Origin of the sequence: Aminobacter sp. MSH1, assembly GCF_003071665.1 — a bacterium.
GTDB lineage: Bacteria > Pseudomonadota > Alphaproteobacteria > Rhizobiales > Rhizobiaceae > Aminobacter > Aminobacter niigataensis.
Genome location: NZ_CP026265.1, coordinates 576,314 through 594,421, shown reverse-complemented (window position 1 = coordinate 594,421; position 18,108 = coordinate 576,314). Strand labels below are relative to the sequence as shown.

The window sequence follows — 18,108 nt, the reverse complement described above, 5'->3', positions numbered from 1 at the left end:
AGCAATGGTCAGATCGATTACTCCACGACTCAATCAGGACTCCGCCGATCTTCCGGCGGAGTCGAACCCGTTGCAGGCCGCTGTACACCTGGCGGTCGATTTGGGGTTGGCATCGCCTTGGGTTGCGGATGGGTCAGATTTGTTGCCCGACAGCGGCCCAACCCTCGCGCCGGCTCCGGTGCCGGCAACCGATCATGCAGCGCTCGGCGAGATCTTCGCCGACGCCCTGTTCGGCGAAGTCATCGAGATCTCCGACCTGATCCCGCATCTGCTGGCGCCCGCGGCCGATCTTGCGGGTTCGGCGCCGGTCGACGTTGTTGTTGCCGAGATGGCCGGGGACACCGCCGTCGCCATGGTGCCGTTCACCATCCTTTTTGAGGAAGATGGCTCGTCCGGGCACGGCACGCTTTGAGGTTTTGAATACGCCTGGTCTTTTCCGGGCGGGGACGTGAATGGGTGACAGCCGGCAACGCCGGCAGGAGAGGGGACTTCTCATGGCTTTCAACTGGAAGATTCGGTCGGCCTTTGCCGGCCTTTGCCTGGCAGCCTTCGCCGGCCAGGCGGCGGCAGCCGACCTGATCGACATGCCCACGGTCAGCTATTGCAGCATGGCCGGCACGTCCAGCCTCGCGCTGAACGAGAATGTCGGCGAGCTGCGCACTGAGGTCGTGCGCTTGATGGACGAAGCGGTTGCGGCGGCGAACAGTTCGCAGTGGATCGATTCCAAACGCCCGGTCTTTGTCTGGGCCTCGGAGGCCAAGGTCGCCTGCGGCAAGGCCTACGGCTATCTCAAGACCAACTACCGCGACGAAGACTACCTCAACAAATGCGAGTGCTTCCACAGCCGCATGGTCGAGTACATGAACTAGCCGGGCAGCGGGCACGAGTTCTCCTGTGGCCTTCGCCGTGGCGATGCCGCCCGATGGGCCCCGGCCCAGCGCGATGGGACGGCGCTTCGCTGCCGCGGCTCTTGGCTGCCTGGCCTTGGCGGCGACCGCGGTTTCCGCCGCCGTTCCCGAGTTCAGGCTGCCGCAGGCCGATCATGTCGCGGCGCCGGCGCAATGCGCCGATCCGGGCGCCGATGCCGGCAGGGAAGCCTTCCGTGCATTTGCCGCCTGCGAGGCCAGGGCCAGGGACCTGCCGGCCGAATTCGCCCTTGCGGTGATGGAGATCGAGAGCTTTTTCGATCCCGAGGCGCGCGGCGGCGACGGCGAGATAGGGCTGATGCAGGTGATGCCGGCCACCGCCCGGCTGATGGGTTTTCGCGGCACGCTCGCCGAGTTGGCCGACCCGCGCACTAACATCGCCCTTGGCGTGCGCTACCTCACCGCCGCGTTCCGGCTTGGCGGCGGCGACCTCTGCACGACAGTCATGAAATACCGCGCAGGCCATGCCGAGACGCGGTTTTCCGCGCTTTCGGTGCGCTATTGCCTCAGGGCGCGGGCGATCCTGAAGCGCGACGGCCACAAGGTGGTCGGCACCGTACCCGAGGCGACGTTCGGTTTCGCAGCCGTCGCCGGCCTTGGCGAATTCACGGCCACCGGGTCGGCGGCACCCAAGGGCGTCTGCGTCAGGCGCTCCTTCGTGCCGGGCCCGCGCTACATGCGCTGCGCCGAATACCGGCCGGCGGCCCAGGCGCGTCACATCCGCAGCTTGCGCGCCAAGCTGTTTGGCGGCTAGGTCTGGATGCGGGGGGTGCCTTGCTGCGCCACGTGTCCCATTGGGCGCGGACGCTGCAGTACTTTGAATCTGCGCACGGCCCTGCCGAAATCGGGGTCTTGCGCCAGGGGAGGAATGATGACGGTATCCCGACAGCGCTACTTGCGGCATGGCGCATTGCTGGCTCTCGCCTTGGCGCTGCCGCTCGGCCTTGGCGCCTGCCAGTCTGGCACCGGCAGCGAGGACGTGCTGGGCACCGCTGCCGACGGCAGTGCCGCGTCCGCGCCTGCAGCTGCCGCGAAGGCAGGCCCGGCGAAGGCCGGTGAAACGCTGGGCAAGGGGCCGGTCAAGGTGGCGATGCTGCTGCCCCTCTCCGCCGGCGGAACCGCCGGCGACCGCGGCCGCAAGATGCGCGACGCGGCAGCGCTGGCCATGGCCGACCTCGGCAATGATCTCATCACGCTCAATGTCGAGGACACCGGCGGCAATGACGGCCGCGCGCGCACGCTGACCACGGGTGCGTTGGCCTCGGGCGCCAAGCTGGTCATCGGCCCTTCCGAACAAGGCGCCGTGCGGCAACTGGCGGCGATCTCGGGTGCCAACCGGCCGCTGGTGCTGGCACTCGCCGACAATTATGCGGGTGCGCCCGGCGTCTATTCGGTCAGGCTCAACGAGGCCGACAGTGCCGCCGCCGGCGCTGCCGCCATCGCCGCCAAGGGTCCGCGCAAGTTCGTGCTGTTCATGGCCGAGGGAGAGGCCGGCAAGGCGGTCGAAAAGCGCGTCGCCAACAGCCTCTCGATCTATGGCGCATCGCTTGCCGTGGCGCTGCCTTTCGGCTCGGGCGGTTCGGAAAAGGCGGTGGCCGACATGATGGCGCTGGTCAGCGATCCGCAGGCGGTCGTTATCGCCAGCGGCGGCGCCAATCCGGCGCCGCTGGTCTCGGCATTGAAGGCCAAGGGCGTGCTCGGCAAGAACGTCACGCTGGTCGGCTCCAATCGCTGGCTCGAGCACGGCATCGACGATCCGGTCTTGCAGGGTGCCTACATCGCCACGCTCGACAGCGCCGAGATCGGGCCGATCGCCGAGCGTTTCCGCAAGACCTACAACTACGAGCCCGACGTCAACGTCGCCTATGGCTACGACACGGTGGCGCTTGCCGCCGGCATCGCCAGTGCCATGGGGCCGAAGGGCTTCACCAGGAAGGTGATCGAAAACCCCACCGGCTTTCGCGGCTCGACCGGCGTCTTCCGCTTCCGCCAGGATGGTGCGGGCGAACGCGCCATGCCGTTCTTCCGCATCGACAAGGGCAAGCTCACGCAGATCGAAAAATCGACCTCGGGCTTCTAGGGCACACACGGCTCGCTGTTGCTGCGGCAACGAAAAAGGCGCCGGAGCGATCTCCGACGCCTTTTTTCGTAACTACCGTGCTCAGGCGTAGCGCGACAGCGCCAGGTCCGAGACGTCGATGTCGGGGCGGGTGCCGCCGATCATGTCGGCCAGCACGCGGCCAGAGCCGCAGGCCATCGTCCAGCCCAGCGTGCCGTGCCCGGTGTTGAGGTAGAAATTGTCGAACCGGGTGCGGCCGATAACCGGAGTGCCATCCGGCGTCATCGGCCTCAGCCCGCTCCAGAAAGTGGCGCGGCTCTGGTCGGCAGCACCGCCGAACAGGTCCTCGACCGAGAACTGCAGCGTTGCCTTGCGCGATGGCGACAGGTCGGTGTTGAAGCCGGCGATCTCGGCCATGCCGCCGACGCGGATGCGGTCGCCCAGGCGGGTGATGGCGATCTTGTAGGTGTCGTCCATGATGGTCGACACCGGCGCCTTGCTTTCGTCGACGATCGGCACGGTGATCGAGTAGCCCTTGACCGGGTAAACAGGCACCCTGAGCCCGAGCGGCTTGACGAAGGACGGCGTGAAGCTGCCCAGCGCCCCGACGAACGTGTCGGCCTCGAACTCGCCTTCGGAGGTGCGGACGGCAACGATGCGATTGCCTTCTTGGCGGAGGCCTTCGAGCTTCACGCCGTAGCGGAACTCGACGCCGAGCCCTTCGGCGAGCTTCGCCAGCTCGTTGGTGAACTTGAAGCAGTCGCCGGTCTCGTCATTGGGCAGGCGCAGGCCGCCGGCGATCTTCTCGCGCACCGGCGCCAGGCCCGGCTCGGCGCCGACGCAGCCGGTGGCGTCGAGCACCTCGTAAGGCACGCCGTCGCTCTGCAGCACCTCGATGTCCTTGGCCATGCCGTCGAGCTGCTTCTGGTAGCGGAACAGCTGCAGCGTGCCTTGCGTCCGATGGTCGTACTGGATGCCGGTATCGTCGCGCAGCGCGATCAGCTGGTCGCGGCTGTATTCGGCGAGGCGTACCATGCGGCTCTTGTTGAGCGCATAGCGGGCCGAGGTGCAGTTGCGCAGCATCGCCGTCACCCAGCGCCAGGTCGAGATGTCGAGCATCGGCTGGATGATCAGTGGCGCATGCTTCATGAACAGCCACTTCATTGCCTTCTGCGGAATGCCGGGGGCGGCCCATGGCGAGGCATAGCCGGGCGAAATCTCGCCGGCATTGGCAAAGCTGGTTTCCAGCGCCGGGCCTGGCTGGCGGTCCAGCACGGTGACCTTGTGGCCGGCCTTGGCCAGGTAGTAGGCGGAGGTGACGCCGATGACGCCGGCGCCGAGGATGACTATGCGCATGATTGCCCCTGTGAGTTAGCGCGCTGCCGGGCTGAGGTAGCGGCGCTCGTAGCGCCGGCCCAGGCTGGTCAGGATTTCATAGGAAATGGTGCCGGCGTCCGCCGCGATCATTTCGAGCGTCTGGTGTGGGCCGATCAGCTCGACCATGTCGCCGAGCTTCAGCGTGCCGGGCTCCAGCGTGGTGATGTCGAGGATGATGCTGTCCATCGACACGCGCCCGACGATGGGCAGGCGCACGCCGCCGAACCAGGCAGCGCCCGTGTTGCTGAGATGGCGCGGCAGGCCGTCGGCATAGCCGGCGGCGATGGTGGCAAGCCGCATCTCAGCCTTGGCGACGAAGCTCGCGCCATAGCCGATTTCTGAGCCGGTCGGCACGGTGCGGGTCTGCACCACGCCGACCTCGAGCCGCACGACCTGATGCATCGGGTTTTCGGCTCCGGCCAGCGGCGCGCCGCCATAAAGCGCGATGCCAGGACGGGCGAGGTCGCCGCGATAGTCCTCGCCAAGGAAGGTGCCGGCCGAATTGGCAAAGGACAGTTTTGCGTCGGGAAAGCGGCTGCGGACGGCGCCCATTCGCGCCAGCTGGCGGGCGTTGGCGGCGTGCGCCGGCTCGTCGCCGCAGGCGAGATGGCTCATGATGATGTCGACATGGATGCTGCCCAACCGCTCGGGCTCTGCCAGCAGGGCGTCGACCTCGGCGGGTTCCAGCCCTAGCCGTGACATGCCGGTGTCGACCTGGAGGGCTGCAGCAAGCACCGTGTTCCGCGCCTTGGCGGTCGCCGACCAGTTGGCGACCTGTTCCAGCGAGTTCAGCACGGGAACGACGCCGAGATCGGCGCAGTCGCCTTCGCTGCCGGGCATCAGGCCGTTCAGCACCAGGATGCGCGCGTCGGAAGCGAGATACGGCTTCAGCCTGACGGCTTCGATGAAATGCGCGACGAAGAAGTCGCGGCAGCCGGCCTCGTAGAGCGCCGGCGCGACATGGGCGACACCCAGGCCATAGGCATCGGCCTTGACGACGGCGGCGGCCTTCGCCGGTGCCGTTTGCCGGCAAAGAAAGTCGTAGTTGGAGACCAGCGCCTTCAGGTCGATGGTCAGGACCCCGCAGGCCGCACGGCTCTCGATGTCGCTACGCACGCTCATGGTCATGTCCGGGGTCTGTCCTCGCCTAGTCAAGACAATACCGCAACAATCGTCGAAAATCTTGCCAATGTGACGCAGCTTGTGCGAACAAGACGAGATTGCTGCAATTATTCTCGCCTGTTTGGGAGGAAATGCGATGCCGTCCCTGGATGCCATCGACCGCAACATCATCCGCGCCCTGCGTGCAAATGCGCGCATCAGCAATGCCAGGCTGGCGGAAGAGGTTGGCCTGTCGCCGTCCGCCTGTCTCAGGCGCGTGCAACTGCTGGAACAGGAAGGCGTGATCCGCGGCTACACCGCGATCATCGGCAATGCTGCCGCCGACGAGGGCATCGCCGTCATCGTCCAGATCACGCTTGAGCGGCAGACCGAGGACTATTTCAATCGCTTCGAGCTTGCGGTGCGGCGCTACCCCGAGATCAAGGAGTGCTACCTGATGACGGGCGACTCCGACTATTTCCTGCGCGTCGAGGTGGCCAGTGCCGGCGACTTCGAACGCGTGCACAAGGAAATCCTGTCGGCGTTGCCGGGGCTCGCCCGCATCCACTCCAGCTTTTCGATCCGCAACATCCTGCAGTCGAAACGGCCGAAGGCGTCGTAAGAAAACCCGGCGCCGCTTGCGACGCCGGGTTTGTTGTCAGTCTCAGACGGCTGCCTGGGTCAGGAACTTGGTGACCAGGTAGGCCTCCAGCGCCTCCGAGCCGCCTTCCGAGCCGTAGCCGCTGTCCTTGATGCCGCCGAACGGCGTTTCGGGCAGGGCGAGGCCGAGATGGTTGATGGTCAGCATGCCGGTTTCGATCTCGGAGCCGAGGTCCGTCACCGTCTTGTTCGACTTGGTGAAGGCATAGGCCGCAAGCCCGTAGGGCAGGCGGTTGGCTTCGGCGACGACATCCTCGAACGTCTTGAACGGCATCACCAGCGCCACGGGGCCGAACGGTTCCTCGTTCATGATGCGCATGTCGGGGCGGACGCCCGAAAGCACGGTCGGCTCGAAATAGGAGCCCTTGTTGCCGATGCGCTTGCCGCCAGTCTCGATCCTGGCGCCGTCGCTCACCGCTTCGTTGATCAGCTTCTCGACCGCCTCGAGGCGGCGTTCGTTGACCAGCGGGCCCATGCGGGTGCCTTCGGCCAGGCCGTCGCCGACCTTCACCGCGCGCACATGCTCGACGAACTTGCCGAGGAAGCGGTCATGCGAGCCCTCCTGGATCAGGAAGCGCGTCGGCGACACGCAGACCTGGCCGGCGTTGCGGAACTTCGAGCCGGCCAGGATTGCCGCTGCCGCGTCGATGTCGGCATCGTCGAACACCATCGCCGGGGCATGGCCGCCCAGTTCCATCGTCGCCCGCTTCATATGCGTGCCGGCAAGGGCTGCGAGATGCTTGCCGACCGGCACCGAGCCGGTGAACGACACCTTGCGGATGATCGGATGCGGCACGAGGTAGCTCGAGATCTCCGGCGGATTGCCGTAGACGAGGTTGAGTACGCCGTCGGGCAGGCCGGCGTCCTTGAACACGTCGGCCAGGCATGCCGGCGACGCCGGCGTCTCTTCCGGCGGCTTGACGATGATCGAACAGCCGGTGGCGAGTGCCGCGCCGATCTTGCGCACCGCCTGCGACACCGGGAAGTTCCACGGCGTGAACGCCGCCACCGGGCCCACCGGCTCCTTGACGACGAGCTGCTGGACACCGGGCGCGCGAGCCGGGATGACGCGGCCATAGGTGCGGCGGCCCTCTTCGGCGAACCAGTCGAACAGGTCGGCCGACGACAGGATTTCCATCCTGGCTTCGCCGATGGGCTTGCCCTGTTCCTGCGTCATCAGCGTGGCGATCTGGTCGACACGCTCGCGCATCAGTTCGGCGGCGCGGCGCAGCACCTTGGCGCGGTCGAACGGCGAGACCTTGCGCCACGCCTTGAAGCCGCGCTCGGCCGCGGCAAGCGCCCGGTCGAGGTCGCCCTTGCCGGCCGAAGCCACCTTGCCGATCACCTCGTTGGTAGCGGGATTGTAGACGTCGATGGTGTTGCCGCCTTCAGCGGCCGTCCATTTGCCGTCGATGAACAGTTTAACGTCAGGGTACATTGCGTGTCCTTGCTGGTCGTTCGTGAGGGGCGGGCTCAGGCTTGCGTCGACGCTGGCCTAAACGCGTAATCGGGTGGTTGCGCTAGACATAGGGTGGCATAATTCTTTGTGCCACCAGTTCGGCGATCGCCAATGACGAGGTCAGCCCCGGGCTTTCGATGCCAAACAGGTTGACGAGGTTCTTGACCCCATGGGCCTCGGGACCCTGGATGACGAAATCGGACGCCGGCTCGCCCGGCCCCGAGAGCTTGGGGCGGATGCCGCTATAGGTCGGGCTCAGGCTGCCGTCGGCCAGGTCCGGCCAGTACCGTCGGATCTCGCCATAGAAATGGTCGGCTCGGCACGGGTCGACCGCGTAATCTTTCGTCTCGATCCACTCGACGTCGGGGCCGAAGCGCATGCCGCCATTGAGGTCGAGCGTCAGGTGCACGCCGAGCCCGCCCGGCTCGGGCACCGGGTAGATCAGTCGGGAGAAGGCCGGCTTTCCGGTAACCGAAAAATAGCTGCCGCGCGCCAGCTTGAGTTCCGGCACGAATTGCGGGTCGAGCCCTTCGAGCGAGGCGGCCAGACTGTTGGCGCCGAGCCCGGCGGCATTGATAAGATGCCGCGCCGCGATCTCGAAGCCGTTGCCGGTCGTGGCGTCGCGCGTTTGCAGCACGAACCGGTCCGCCTCGATCCGCCCCGACACGATTTCGGTGTTGAGGCTGAGATAGGCGCCATGTTCCTCGGCATCGCCGAGCAGCGACAGCATCAGCGCATGGCTGTCGACGATGCCTGTCGAGGGCGACAGCACGGCCGCCACGCAATTCAGCGAAGGTTCCAGCGCCTGCGCCTCGCCGGCACTCAGCATGACCAGGTCGTCGACGCCGCAGGCCCGTGCCTTGTCGATGATCCCGGCAAGCGTCGCCTCCTGCCCGGGCAGCGTCGCAGCTATCAGCTTGCCGCAGCGTTTGTGCGGAATGTTGCGCTCGGCGGCATAGGCATAGAGCCTGTCGCGGCCGGCGACGCACAGCTTCGCCTTCAGGCTGCCTTGCGGATAGTAGATGCCGGCGTGGATCACCTCGGAGTTGCGCGAGCTGGTCTCGGTGCCGATGGCATTCGCCGCCTCGACAATGATCGTCTCCATGCCGCGGCGCGCCAGCTCGCGGGCAACAGCCAGGCCGATGACGCCGGCGCCGGCGACGATGCAGTCGACGCTGTCCATGTCAGGCAGCGTCCCCGGCCGGTTTCAGCGCGCTCAGTTGCTCGATGATGACCGAGCTTGCGCCCCTGATGTCGTCGACGATGGCGCGTTCGGCCCTGTCGGCATCGCGGGCTTCGATGGCGGCGAGTATGACATGGTGTTGGTCGATCATGGCCCGGCCGCCATGCTGGTAGGACGCGGCGATCATCGGCCCCATCTGCAGCCACAGCCGGCCCAGTATGCCGCGCAGCACCGTCATGTTGGCGATCTGGGCAAGGGCGAAATGAAAGGTCTGGTTGAGTTCGAGCGCGCCGGCCCAGTCCTCGTCCGCGATCGCCTGTTCATTGCGGTCGATGAGATCGCGCAGCCGCGCCATGTCCCTGGCCTCGGCCTTCAGCGCCGCCTCGCGGGCGGCCAGCCCTTCGAGATTCATCCTGATCTGGCGTATCTCGAGATAGCGTTCCAGCGTCATCACCGGCACGCGCACCTCGCGCGCCGATTTCTGCACCAGCGCCTCGTCCTGGATCAGTCTGAGGATCGCGTCGCGCACCGGTGTCACGCTGGTGCCGAGGGACTGCGCGAGATCGCGGATGGTCAGCCGCGCGTCAGGCGCGAAGCGACCCTTGATCAGCGCGTCCGACAGCTGGCCGTAGACGATCTCGCCGAGATTGTCGTGTTCCACCGCCTGCAAGCCGAAACTCTCGTTCATCGATCCTTGATCCTGTCGACCTGTCTTGGCCTGCCTGCGGGCGCGCGCTGGCCCTTGACAGTCTGCGGTCGGAAAAACATGATGCATCAAACAGCAAAACACGGATTTTGCAAGTGCGGTCGCAGCCAGGCCGGATCGTTCTTGCATGCGGATCGCCGCCGGTGCGGCTCAGGACCGAACAAAGGAACCGTCATGGACACCCAGCCCAATTCGCCCGAGGCGCGCGACAAGAAATACCACATGCACGCCTACACCAATGCCCGCCGGCATCAGGAAGTCGGTCCGCTGATCATCGAAAAGGGTGACGGCATTTATGTCGAGGACATCTCGGGCAAGCGCTATATCGAAGCGATGTCCGGCCTGTGGAGTGTCGGCGTCGGCTTCTCCGAGCAGCGTCTGGTCGATGCCGCAACCAGGCAGATGGCCAAGCTGCCCTTCTACCACAACTTCACCCACAAGGGGCATTCGCCGCTGGTCGACCTCTCAGAGAAGCTGGTCACCATGGCGCCGGTGCCGATGAGCAAGGCGTTCTTCACCAATTCCGGATCCGAGGCCAATGACACGGCCATGAAGATGATCTGGTTCCGCTCGAATGCGCTCGGCCAGCCCCAGCGCAAGAAGATCATTAGCCGCAAGCGCGCCTATCATGGCGTCACCATCGCCTCGGCCAGCCTCACCGGCCTGCCCAACAACCACCTGTCCTTCGACCTGCCGATCGCCAATGTGCTGCATACCTCGTCGCCGCACCACTGGCGCGAAGCGCTGCCCGGCGAAACCGAACAACAGTTCTCGACCCGACTGGCCGACGATCTCGAAAAGCTGATCCTGGCCGAAGGCCCCGAGACCATCGCCGCCTTCTTCGGCGAGCCGGTCATGGGTGCTGGCGGCGTCGTCGTGCCGCCGGCCGGCTACTGGGAGAAGATCCAGGCCGTTCTGCAGAAATACGACATCCTGCTCGTTGCCGACGAGGTCATCTGCGGCTTCGGCCGTACGGGCAACATGTTCGGCACCGAGACTTATGCGATGAAGCCGGACATCATAGTCATGTCCAAGCAGATCTCGTCATCTTACCTGCCGATCTCGGCGATGCTGATCAACGACAAGGTGTTCGAGCCGCTGGCCGACGAGAGCAACCGCATCGGCACCTTTGGCCACGGCTTCACCGCCGGCGGCCACCCGGTGGCGGCAGCCGTGGCACTCGAAAACATCGCCATCATCGAGGAGCGCAATCTTGTCGCCAACGCCCGCGAGGTCGGCGCGCACATGCAGAAGCGCCTGGCACGCATAGCCTCGCACGACCTCGTCGGCGAGGTGCGCGGCATCGCCCTCATTGGCGCCATGGAACTCGTTGCCGACAAGGCGACCAAGGCTCCCTGGGGCGCTGCCGGCGCGCTCGGCGGCCTGGTCAACGGCATTTTGCAGCAGAACGGCGTCATCTCCCGCAACATGGGCGACGCGCTGGCCTTCTGCCCGCCGCTGATCATCAACGACAAGCAGGTCGACGACATCTTCGACGCGGTCGAAAAGTCGCTCGACGAGGCGGCGAAACAGGTCAAGGCCTGACCGACGGTACCTCTGTCATCAGCAAAAAGCCCGCCAAATGGCGGGCTTTTTCGTTTGGCGATGGCGCCTTCCCTTCTCCCACAAGGCGAGAAGGGAAGCTGGGGCACCACCCGGCCCTCCGCCAAGGCACCGGGCGTGCGTCGTTGGAAAAGCCAAATCGTTGGCTTTTCCTGGCCTGCGGCCACCACTTCTCACCCCACAAGGGGAGAAGGACGAATCGCTTCACACGTGCTGGCCGCCGTTGATGTGGATCTCGGAGCCGGTGACGTAGGATGCCTGGCCCGAGCACAGGAAGTAGATGATGTCGGCAACCTCTGAGGTCAGGCCGAGGCGTCGCATCGGGATCGTCTCGACGATCTTGTCCGTGCCCGGCGACAGGATCGCAGTGTCGATTTCGCCGGGCGCGATCGCGTTGACGCGGATGCCGTGCGGGCCGAAGTCGGCGGCCATTTCGCGCGTCAGCGCGCCGAGCGCGGCCTTCGACGTTGCATAGGCGGTGCCGGCAAAGGGGTGGACGCGCGTTCCGGCGATCGAGGTCACGTTGACCACCGAACCCTTGGCAGCGGCCAGTTCCTTGAACAGGCCGCGCGCCAGCATGATCGGCGCCAGGAAATTGACCTGGAACACGTCGCGCCAGACATGCATCGGCGTGTCGATCGAGTTCATGCGGCCGCCACCCTTGTGCTTGGGCGAGATGCCGGCATTGTTGACCAGCGCGTGCAGCAGGCCGCCTTCTTTTTCCAGCCGTTGGCGGATTTCCGAAACGGCGCTGCCGACGTCGCCCTGGTCGGCAAGGTCGACCTTGATGTGGTCGTCCGGACCGGCGGGCCATGGGCAGTCGTCGGAAAATGCCTGGCGCGAGCAGGTGATGACGCGCCAGCCTTCGCGCGAAAAGCGCTTCACAGTCGCATGGCCGATGCCGCGGCTGGCTCCGGTCAAAACGATCGTCTTTCGCCCTTCGGTTTTCTCGGCCATCGCATCCTCATTTCAAGCTTACAGCGTATGTAGCGAATGCATCTCGCCATTGCGAGGGGGCGCGGCTCTCAGCCGCGCTCGGCGGCAGCTTCGCGGATCGTCTTGAGCAGGATCGAAAATGCCGCTGAAGGCTGCGTGTCGGTGCGCATGGTCAGCCCCACCGGGCCGCGTGTCTCCGTGGTGTCCACCGGCAGCATCTTCAGCGTACCGGCCTTGATCTCGTCGCTGACCACGCCATGCGAGATGATCCAAACGGCATCGCTCTGGCGCACGAAGGCGCGGCCGAACGAGTCCGACACGGTCTCGATCTCGGTCGGGATCGAGGCGACGCCATTGGTGATGAAGAAGCGCTCGACGAAGGGCCGGATGATCGAGCCGCGTGTCGGCATCAGCAGCGGGAACTCGCCCAACCGCTCGAACACGTCGGTGTCGCCCTTGAGCAGCGGATGGCCGGCGCGCACCACGAATACCACCTGCTCGGAATAGAGGTGCTCGAAGAAGAAGCCGGTCATCTTCTCGGGCGCGGCCAGGCGGCCGACCACGAGGTCGAGCTCGCCGAGCCTGAGCTGCTCCAGCAGCACCGCGTTCTCGCCGGTCACGATCTTGATCGTGGCGCCCGTGTCCTCGCCGAGGAAAAGGCTCATCGCCCGCGGCATGATGTGCGCCGAAACGGTTGGCAGCGCGCCGATGCGGATCGGCGGCCCGCCCTCTGCCCGTGCATTGGCGACCGAATCGATGCCCTGGCGCAGCGCGGTGATCGCCATGCCGGCATGCTGCATGAACACTTCGCCCGAGCGCGTGATCTTGATGCCGCGGCCGTCGCGCTCGAACACGCTGACGCCGAGCGCTTCCTCCAGTTCGCGGATCGTCTTGGTCACCGCCGGTTGGCTGACGTTCAGCAGCCCGGCCGCCTTGACCACGCTTTTCTGGCGCGCGACTTCTAGGAATGTCTGGAGGTGGCGGAACCTGACACGGCTTTCGATCATGGGCTTTTCATAACCCAGGAGTTAAGAGAAGGCCACAAAATATCATTTTACCAAACCAAACATCTCATCCACTGTCTTCTAGAGGAGAAATCGAGTGCAATTCACAGACATCGGCGGCGTCACGCTGCACCACCAGCTCATCGGCGGGCCTGCAGACAAGCCGGTCCTGGTGTTTGCCAATTCGCTGGGCACCGATTTCCGCATCTGGCGCGACGTCATCGTCCGCCTTGCCGGCGACTTTCCCATCGTCACCTACGACAAGCGCGGCCATGGTCTTTCGGACACGGGGACGGCTCCTTATTCGATGGACGACCATGTCGGCGATCTTGCCGGCCTGCTCGATCATCTTAACGTCAAGAACGCCATCGTTTGTGGCCTGTCGGTCGGCGGGCTGATCGCGCAGGGCCTCTATGCCAGGCGCCCCGATCTCGTCCGCGCGCTTGTCCTCTGCGACACCGCCCACAAGATCGGCACCAACGACAGCTGGAACACGCGCATCGCCGCCGTCGAACAGGACGGCATCGCCTCGATCGCCGATGGCGTGATGAAGCTGTGGTTCACGCCCGAGTTTCACGAGCAGCGCCAGCCTGACCTCGTTGGCTACCGCAACATGCTGTCGCGCCAGCCGCTCGCCGGTTACACCGGCACCTGTGCCGCCTTGCGCGACGCCGACTACACCGAGGCGGCCAAGGCGATTGCCGTGCCCACGCTTTGCGTCGTCGGCGACCAGGACGGCTCGACGCCGCCTGCACTGGTGCGCTCGATGGCTGATCTCATTCCCGGCTCGCGCTTCAAGATCATCGACGGCGCCGGCCATATCCCTTGCGTCGAAAAGCCGGACGAACTCGTCGCCCTCATCAGGCGCTTCATCGCCCGCCTTCCACTGGAGTGATTTGACAATGAACGCATCGGCGCCAGCCTCGACCAGGTATCGCCAGGGTCTCGCCGTCCGACGCTCGGTACTCGGCGATGCCCATGTCGACCGCGCCGAAACGGCCTCCACCGATTTCGACCGGCCGTTCCAGGAACTGATCACCGAAGCCGCCTGGGGCACGGTCTGGGCGCGCCCGACCTGGACCAAGCGCGAGCGCTCGATGGTGACGCTGGCACTGCTGGCAGCCCTGGGCCATGACGAGGAGGTGGCGATGCATGTGCGCGCCACCGCCAACACCGGGGCGTCGCGCGAGGACATCTGCGAAACCTTCCTCCATGTCGCGATCTATGCCGGCGTGCCGGCGGCCAACCGCGCCATCAAGATCGCCAAGCAGGTCTTTGCCGAAATGGATGCGGGCCGATGAGCATTGACCCCAAGCCGAACCGCCAGCCCGAGATCGGCGCCTTCTTCCAGCGCGACCGCTCCTGGCATCCGCCGGCCTACACGCCTGGCTACAAGACCTCGGTCCTGCGTTCTCCGCAGAAGGCGCTGCTGTCGCTCGACACCACCATTTCCGAGATCACCGGCCCGGTCTTCGGCCACGGCATGCTGGGCGAGCTCGACAACGACCTGATCCACAATTTCGCCAAGCCGGGCGAGAGCGCCATCGGCGAGCGCATCATCGTCTATGGCCGCGTGCTCGACGAGCGCGGCAAGGGCGTGCCGGGCGTACTGCTCGAGTTCTGGCAGGCCAATGCCGGCGGGCGCTACCGCCACAAGAAGGAGGGCTACATCGCCGCCCTCGACCCCAATTTCGGCGGCTGCGGCCGCACCATCACCGGCGAAGACGGTTCCTACGCCTTTCGTACGATCAAGCCCGGCCCCTATCCCTGGCCGAACGGCGTCAACGACTGGCGCCCCGCCCACATCCACTTCTCGGTCTTCGGCCATGGCTTTGCCCAGCGGCTGATCACCCAGATGTATTTCGAGGGCGACCCGCTGATCTGGCTCTGCCCGATCGTCAGGACCATCCCCGACCGGGCAGCCGTCGAGACGCTGATCGCGGCGCTCGACATGCAGTCGACCATCCCGATGGATGCGTGCGCCTACAAGTTCGACATCGTGCTGCGCGGCCGCCGCTCGTCGGTGTTCGAAAACCGTCTGGAGGGCAACTGATGGTCCAGTCGCTGAACCGGCTTAGGGAAAGCCCCTCGCAGACCGCCGGGCCCTATGTCCATATCGGGCTCACCCCCAATTTCTGCGGCATCGCCGGCGTCTTCGAAAAGGACCTCGGCACGGAAATGGTCAACGACAAGACCAAGGGCGAGCGCATCACCGTGCGCGCCCGCGTGCTCGACGGCACCGGCACGCCCCTCAAGGATGCGCTGATCGAGATCTGGCAGGCCGATGCCGCCGGCCTCTACAACTCTCCGACCGAAATTCGCGGCGCCGCCGATCCCAATTTCACCGGCTGGGGCCGCATGCCGACCGACATGGTCTCGGGCGAATGTCTGTTCGAGACCATCAAGCCGGGCCGTGTGCCCTACAAGCCCGGCCTGCTCATGGCCCCGCACATCACCTTCTGGATCGTTGCCCGCGGCATCAATCTCGGCCTGCAGACACGGATGTATTTTGCCGACGAAGAACAGGCCAATGCCGAGGACCCGGTGCTGGCCCGCATCGAGCATCGCTCGCGTGTGCCGACGCTGATCGCCTCGCGCCAGGACGATGTCTATGTCTTCGACATCCACCTGCAGGGTGACAACGAAACCGTGTTCTTCGACGTCTGAGCACATGACCGTGTCTCCCTTCGATCACCCTTTGCTGTCCGGCCTTCTCGGCGACGAGGAGACTGCGCGCCAGTTCTCCGCCGACGCGGAACTGGCCGCCATGCTTGCCTTCGAGCGCGCACTGGCCGAGGCCGAGGCAGGCGAGGGCGTGATCGGCCGCGAGGCAGCCGATGCGATTGTCGCCGCACTCGCCTCGTTCGAGCCCGACGTTGCGGCTCTCAGGAATGCCGTCGCCCGCGATGGCGTGGTCGTGCCCGAACTGGTACGCCAGTTGCGTTCGGCAGTTGGCGCGCCGCATGGCGACAAGGTCCATTTCGGCGCCACCAGCCAGGATGTCGTCGACACGGCGCTGGTGCTCCGTCTCAAGCCGGTTGTCGAGCGCCTCGATGCGCTGCTCGCCGAGGCGGCCGCAAAGCTGGCGGCGGTGGAGAAGAGATTTGGTGCCCGTCCGCTGATGGGCCGCACGCGCATGCAGGCGGCGATCGAAATCACCGTCGCCGACCGTGTCCGCGCCTGGCGCGAACCGGTCGAACGCAACCGCGCGCGGCTGGCTGCGATCCGCCACGAACTTCTCGTCGTCCAGTTCGGCGGTGCCGCCGGTACGCTGGAAAAGCTTGGCGACAAGGCGCTCGCCGTGCGGAAATCGCAGGCCGAAAAGCTGGGCCTCTACGACGCCCCGCAATGGCACAGCCAGCGCGACCGGTTGGCCGATTTCGCCGGCCTGCTGTCGCTCATCACCGGTAGCCTCGGCAAGTTCGGCCAGGACGTTGCCCTGATGGCGCAGGACGGCTCAGAGATTGCGCTCGCCGGAGGCGGCGGCTCCTCTGCGATGCCCCACAAGCAGAACCCGGTGGCGGCGGAGGTGCTGGTGACGCTGGCGCGCTTCAACGCCACGCAACTGTCGGGCATGCACCACGCTTTGGTGCATGAGCAGGAACGCTCGGGATCGGCTTGGACGCTGGAATGGCTGCTCCTGCCGCAGATGGCCGTGGCGGCGGCGGCGGCGCTCAGGCAGGCGGCGGCACTCGCCGGCCAGATCGAAAGCATAGGGGCGCGGCCGGGCAACTAGCTGGCGGCACCCGTCAACAAAACGCCTGAACCTTGGCGTGCCGAAGGCCCGCAGCTCGATGGCAGGCGGTGCGGGTAGAAGGAAAAAAGATGCGTACTCAGGTGGTCATCATCGGCTCCGGCCCGTCCGGGCTCCTGCTCGGGCAACTGCTCGCCAATAGCGGCATCGACAACGTCATCCTCGAGCGCGTCGATCGCTCCTATGTGCTCGGCCGCGTCCGTGCCGGCGTGCTGGAACAGGGCATGGTCGACCTGCTCGACGAAGCTGGCGCCGGCGCGCGCATGCATGCCGAAGGCCTGCCGCACGAGGGCATCTCGCTCGCCTTCGACAACCGGCTGCATCGCATCGACCTTGCCCAACTCACCGGCGGCAAGCGCGTCACGGTCTACGGTCAGACCGAGGTGACGCACGACCTGATGGACAAGCGCGAGGCGGCGGGATTGACCACGATTTACGATGCCAAGAACGTGCTGCCGCAGGGGTTCGACAGCGACACGCCCTTCGTCACCTACGAGAAGGATGGCGCTACCCACCGCATAGATTGCGATTTCATCGCCGGCTGCGACGGCTTCCATGGCATCAGCCGCAAATCGGCGCCCAAAGGCTCCATCAGGACCTATGAGCGTGCATACCCGTTCGGCTGGCTCGGCATCCTGGCCGAGGTGCCGCCGGCCGACCACGAGCTGATCTATGCCAACCATCCCAGGGGCTTTGCGCTGTGTTCGATGCGCTCGACCCACCGCAGCCGCTACTATGTCCAGTGCCCGCTCGATGATCACGTCGAGGACTGGAGCGACGAGCGCTTCTGGGACGAGCTGCGCCGGCGCCTGCCACCCGAGGCTGCGGCGCGCGTCGTCACCGGCCCGTCCTTCGAGAAGTCGATCGCGCCGCTGCGCTCCTTCGTCGCCGAGCCGATGCGCTTCGGCCGTATGTTCCTCGTTGGCGACGCCGCCCACATCGTGCCGCCCACCGGCGCCAAGGGTCTCAACCTCGCCGCCAGCGACGTGCGTTACCTCTACTGGGGCCTGCGCGAATTCTATCAGGACAGGTCGCAGGCAGGCATCGACGCCTATTCGGCCCGCGCCCTGTCGCGCGTCTGGAAGGCGGTGCGGTTCTCCTGGTGGATGACCACCATGCTGCACCGTTTCCCCGACACCGACGACTTCGGCCAGCGCATCCAGGAGGCCGAACTCGACTATCTCGTCCACTCGCAGGCGGCATCCGCCTCGCTCGCCGAAAACTATGTCGGGCTGCCTTATTGATCCAAGGGAATCGCGCCAGTCACATATCTTTCAGGTTATGGATTGCGCGATTCTTTTCATTTTACATTACCGTTTCGAACATGACACTTGGCTACGGACATACCGAGACCGGCGCGCGCGACAGTGCCGGCTCGTC

General features: G+C 65.7%; 19 protein-coding genes. 12 read left to right on the top strand and 7 right to left on the bottom strand.

The features are described 5' to 3' along the window. Positions 1 to 4: 4 nt before the first annotated feature. The 4 genes from CO731_RS02915 to CO731_RS02900 all read left to right on the top strand — a co-directional run bounded on the left by CO731_RS02915 (position 5) and on the right by CO731_RS02900 (position 3,006). Positions 5 to 412 (top strand): hypothetical protein, encoded by a 408-nt coding sequence (locus CO731_RS02915; RefSeq protein WP_159091539.1) that lies wholly within the window; start codon positions 5 to 7, stop codon positions 410 to 412. A gap of 82 nt (positions 413 to 494) precedes the next feature. Next, positions 495 to 869 carry a hypothetical protein gene (locus CO731_RS02910; RefSeq protein ID WP_108605880.1) on the top strand — a complete coding sequence of 125 codons (375 nt, stop codon included), beginning with the start codon at positions 495 to 497 and terminating at the stop codon, positions 867 to 869. A 73-nt stretch (positions 870 to 942) separates the two neighbouring features. Next, positions 943 to 1,680: a transglycosylase SLT domain-containing protein gene (locus tag CO731_RS02905; protein WP_245439587.1), complete on the top strand. Its 738-nt coding sequence runs from the start codon at positions 943 to 945 to the stop codon at positions 1,678 to 1,680. A 117-nt stretch (positions 1,681 to 1,797) separates the two neighbouring features. Continuing rightward, entirely contained in the window at positions 1,798 to 3,006 is a 1,209-nt protein-coding gene (locus CO731_RS02900; RefSeq protein ID WP_108609596.1) for a penicillin-binding protein activator, read from the top strand. Between the two features lie 81 nt (positions 3,007 to 3,087). Here the strand turns inward: CO731_RS02900 and CO731_RS02895 are convergent, their stop codons facing one another. After that, entirely contained in the window at positions 3,088 to 4,341 is a 1,254-nt protein-coding gene (locus tag CO731_RS02895) for a D-amino acid dehydrogenase (RefSeq protein ID WP_108605879.1), read from the bottom strand. 15 nt (positions 4,342 to 4,356) lie between these two features. Next, positions 4,357 to 5,490 (bottom strand): alanine racemase, encoded by a 1,134-nt coding sequence (gene alr, locus CO731_RS02890; RefSeq protein ID WP_108605878.1) that lies wholly within the window; start codon positions 5,488 to 5,490, stop codon positions 4,357 to 4,359. A 130-nt stretch (positions 5,491 to 5,620) separates the two neighbouring features. On the opposite strand from alr, the gene CO731_RS02885 reads away from it, so the two are divergent. Then, positions 5,621 to 6,085, top strand: a complete 465-nt coding sequence (locus CO731_RS02885; RefSeq protein ID WP_108605877.1) for an Lrp/AsnC family transcriptional regulator — start codon at positions 5,621 to 5,623, stop codon at positions 6,083 to 6,085. 42 nt (positions 6,086 to 6,127) lie between these two features. Here the strand turns inward: CO731_RS02885 and CO731_RS02880 are convergent, their stop codons facing one another. The 3 genes from CO731_RS02880 to CO731_RS02870 form a co-directional block, all read right to left on the bottom strand. Further along, complete coding sequence (locus CO731_RS02880) at positions 6,128 to 7,561, bottom strand: NAD-dependent succinate-semialdehyde dehydrogenase (RefSeq protein ID WP_108605876.1); 1,434 nt, start codon at positions 7,559 to 7,561, stop codon at positions 6,128 to 6,130. Between the two features lie 82 nt (positions 7,562 to 7,643). After that, the gene (locus CO731_RS02875) at positions 7,644 to 8,765 is read right to left on the bottom strand and encodes an NAD(P)/FAD-dependent oxidoreductase (protein WP_108605875.1); all 1,122 of its coding nucleotides are present in this window, start codon (positions 8,763 to 8,765) and stop codon (positions 7,644 to 7,646) included. Between the two features lies 1 nt (position 8,766). Continuing rightward, the gene (locus CO731_RS02870) at positions 8,767 to 9,453 is read right to left on the bottom strand and encodes a GntR family transcriptional regulator (RefSeq protein ID WP_108605874.1); all 687 of its coding nucleotides are present in this window, start codon (positions 9,451 to 9,453) and stop codon (positions 8,767 to 8,769) included. 192 nt (positions 9,454 to 9,645) lie between these two features. Here CO731_RS02870 and CO731_RS02865 point away from each other — a divergent pair, with 192 nt between their 5' ends. Then, positions 9,646 to 11,016: an aspartate aminotransferase family protein gene (locus CO731_RS02865; RefSeq protein WP_108605873.1), complete on the top strand. Its 1,371-nt coding sequence runs from the start codon at positions 9,646 to 9,648 to the stop codon at positions 11,014 to 11,016. Between the two features lie 222 nt (positions 11,017 to 11,238). Here the strand turns inward: CO731_RS02865 and CO731_RS02860 are convergent, their stop codons facing one another. Continuing rightward, positions 11,239 to 11,991, bottom strand: a complete 753-nt coding sequence (locus CO731_RS02860) for an SDR family oxidoreductase (protein WP_067955447.1) — start codon at positions 11,989 to 11,991, stop codon at positions 11,239 to 11,241. A gap of 68 nt (positions 11,992 to 12,059) precedes the next feature. After that, complete coding sequence (gene pcaQ / locus CO731_RS02855) at positions 12,060 to 12,977, bottom strand: pca operon transcription factor PcaQ (RefSeq protein ID WP_108605872.1); 918 nt, start codon at positions 12,975 to 12,977, stop codon at positions 12,060 to 12,062. Between the two features lie 94 nt (positions 12,978 to 13,071). On the opposite strand from pcaQ, the gene pcaD reads away from it, so the two are divergent. From pcaD to pobA, 6 genes are all read left to right on the top strand, one after another. Further along, positions 13,072 to 13,869 carry a 3-oxoadipate enol-lactonase gene (gene pcaD, locus CO731_RS02850; RefSeq protein ID WP_108605871.1) on the top strand — a complete coding sequence of 266 codons (798 nt, stop codon included), beginning with the start codon at positions 13,072 to 13,074 and terminating at the stop codon, positions 13,867 to 13,869. A gap of 7 nt (positions 13,870 to 13,876) precedes the next feature. After that, positions 13,877 to 14,275 carry a 4-carboxymuconolactone decarboxylase gene (gene pcaC, locus CO731_RS02845; RefSeq protein WP_108605870.1) on the top strand — a complete coding sequence of 133 codons (399 nt, stop codon included), beginning with the start codon at positions 13,877 to 13,879 and terminating at the stop codon, positions 14,273 to 14,275. Continuing rightward, positions 14,272 to 15,027 carry a protocatechuate 3,4-dioxygenase subunit beta gene (pcaH, locus tag CO731_RS02840; RefSeq protein WP_108605869.1) on the top strand — a complete coding sequence of 252 codons (756 nt, stop codon included), beginning with the start codon at positions 14,272 to 14,274 and terminating at the stop codon, positions 15,025 to 15,027. Before pcaC ends, pcaH begins: the two co-directional genes overlap by 4 nt. Beyond that, complete coding sequence (pcaG, locus tag CO731_RS02835; protein WP_108605868.1) at positions 15,027 to 15,641, top strand: protocatechuate 3,4-dioxygenase subunit alpha; 615 nt, start codon at positions 15,027 to 15,029, stop codon at positions 15,639 to 15,641. Before pcaH ends, pcaG begins: the two co-directional genes overlap by 1 nt. A gap of 4 nt (positions 15,642 to 15,645) precedes the next feature. Then, positions 15,646 to 16,710, top strand: a complete 1,065-nt coding sequence (locus CO731_RS02830; RefSeq protein WP_108605867.1) for a 3-carboxy-cis,cis-muconate cycloisomerase — start codon at positions 15,646 to 15,648, stop codon at positions 16,708 to 16,710. 89 nt (positions 16,711 to 16,799) lie between these two features. Beyond that, on the top strand, positions 16,800 to 17,972 hold the full coding sequence (gene pobA, locus CO731_RS02825) for a 4-hydroxybenzoate 3-monooxygenase (protein WP_108605866.1): 1,173 nt from the start codon (positions 16,800 to 16,802) through the stop codon (positions 17,970 to 17,972). Positions 17,973 to 18,108: the final 136 nt, after the last annotated feature.

What these genes read in the sequence shown, in the direction of transcription:
- CO731_RS02915 (WP_159091539.1), top strand. Translation starts at nt 5, where the DNA reads ATGGTCAGATCGATTACTCCACGACTCAATCAGGACTCCGCCGATCTT.
- CO731_RS02910 (WP_108605880.1), top strand. Translation starts at nt 495, where the DNA reads ATGGCTTTCAACTGGAAGATTCGGTCGGCCTTTGCCGGCCTTTGCCTG.
- CO731_RS02905 (WP_245439587.1), top strand. Translation starts at nt 943, where the DNA reads ATGGGACGGCGCTTCGCTGCCGCGGCTCTTGGCTGCCTGGCCTTGGCG.
- CO731_RS02900 (WP_108609596.1), top strand. Translation starts at nt 1,798, where the DNA reads ATGACGGTATCCCGACAGCGCTACTTGCGGCATGGCGCATTGCTGGCT.
- CO731_RS02895 (WP_108605879.1), bottom strand. Translation starts at nt 4,341, where the DNA reads ATGCGCATAGTCATCCTCGGCGCCGGCGTCATCGGCGTCACCTCCGCC.
- alr (WP_108605878.1), bottom strand. Translation starts at nt 5,490, where the DNA reads ATGACCATGAGCGTGCGTAGCGACATCGAGAGCCGTGCGGCCTGCGGG.
- CO731_RS02885 (WP_108605877.1), top strand. Translation starts at nt 5,621, where the DNA reads ATGCCGTCCCTGGATGCCATCGACCGCAACATCATCCGCGCCCTGCGT.
- CO731_RS02880 (WP_108605876.1), bottom strand. Translation starts at nt 7,561, where the DNA reads ATGTACCCTGACGTTAAACTGTTCATCGACGGCAAATGGACGGCCGCT.
- CO731_RS02875 (WP_108605875.1), bottom strand. Translation starts at nt 8,765, where the DNA reads ATGGACAGCGTCGACTGCATCGTCGCCGGCGCCGGCGTCATCGGCCTG.
- CO731_RS02870 (WP_108605874.1), bottom strand. Translation starts at nt 9,453, where the DNA reads ATGAACGAGAGTTTCGGCTTGCAGGCGGTGGAACACGACAATCTCGGC.
- CO731_RS02865 (WP_108605873.1), top strand. Translation starts at nt 9,646, where the DNA reads ATGGACACCCAGCCCAATTCGCCCGAGGCGCGCGACAAGAAATACCAC.
- CO731_RS02860 (WP_067955447.1), bottom strand. Translation starts at nt 11,991, where the DNA reads ATGGCCGAGAAAACCGAAGGGCGAAAGACGATCGTTTTGACCGGAGCC.
- pcaQ (WP_108605872.1), bottom strand. Translation starts at nt 12,977, where the DNA reads ATGATCGAAAGCCGTGTCAGGTTCCGCCACCTCCAGACATTCCTAGAA.
- pcaC (WP_108605870.1), top strand. Translation starts at nt 13,877, where the DNA reads ATGAACGCATCGGCGCCAGCCTCGACCAGGTATCGCCAGGGTCTCGCC.
- pcaH (WP_108605869.1), top strand. Translation starts at nt 14,272, where the DNA reads ATGAGCATTGACCCCAAGCCGAACCGCCAGCCCGAGATCGGCGCCTTC.
- pcaG (WP_108605868.1), top strand. Translation starts at nt 15,027, where the DNA reads ATGGTCCAGTCGCTGAACCGGCTTAGGGAAAGCCCCTCGCAGACCGCC.
- CO731_RS02830 (WP_108605867.1), top strand. Translation starts at nt 15,646, where the DNA reads ATGACCGTGTCTCCCTTCGATCACCCTTTGCTGTCCGGCCTTCTCGGC.
- pobA (WP_108605866.1), top strand. Translation starts at nt 16,800, where the DNA reads ATGCGTACTCAGGTGGTCATCATCGGCTCCGGCCCGTCCGGGCTCCTG.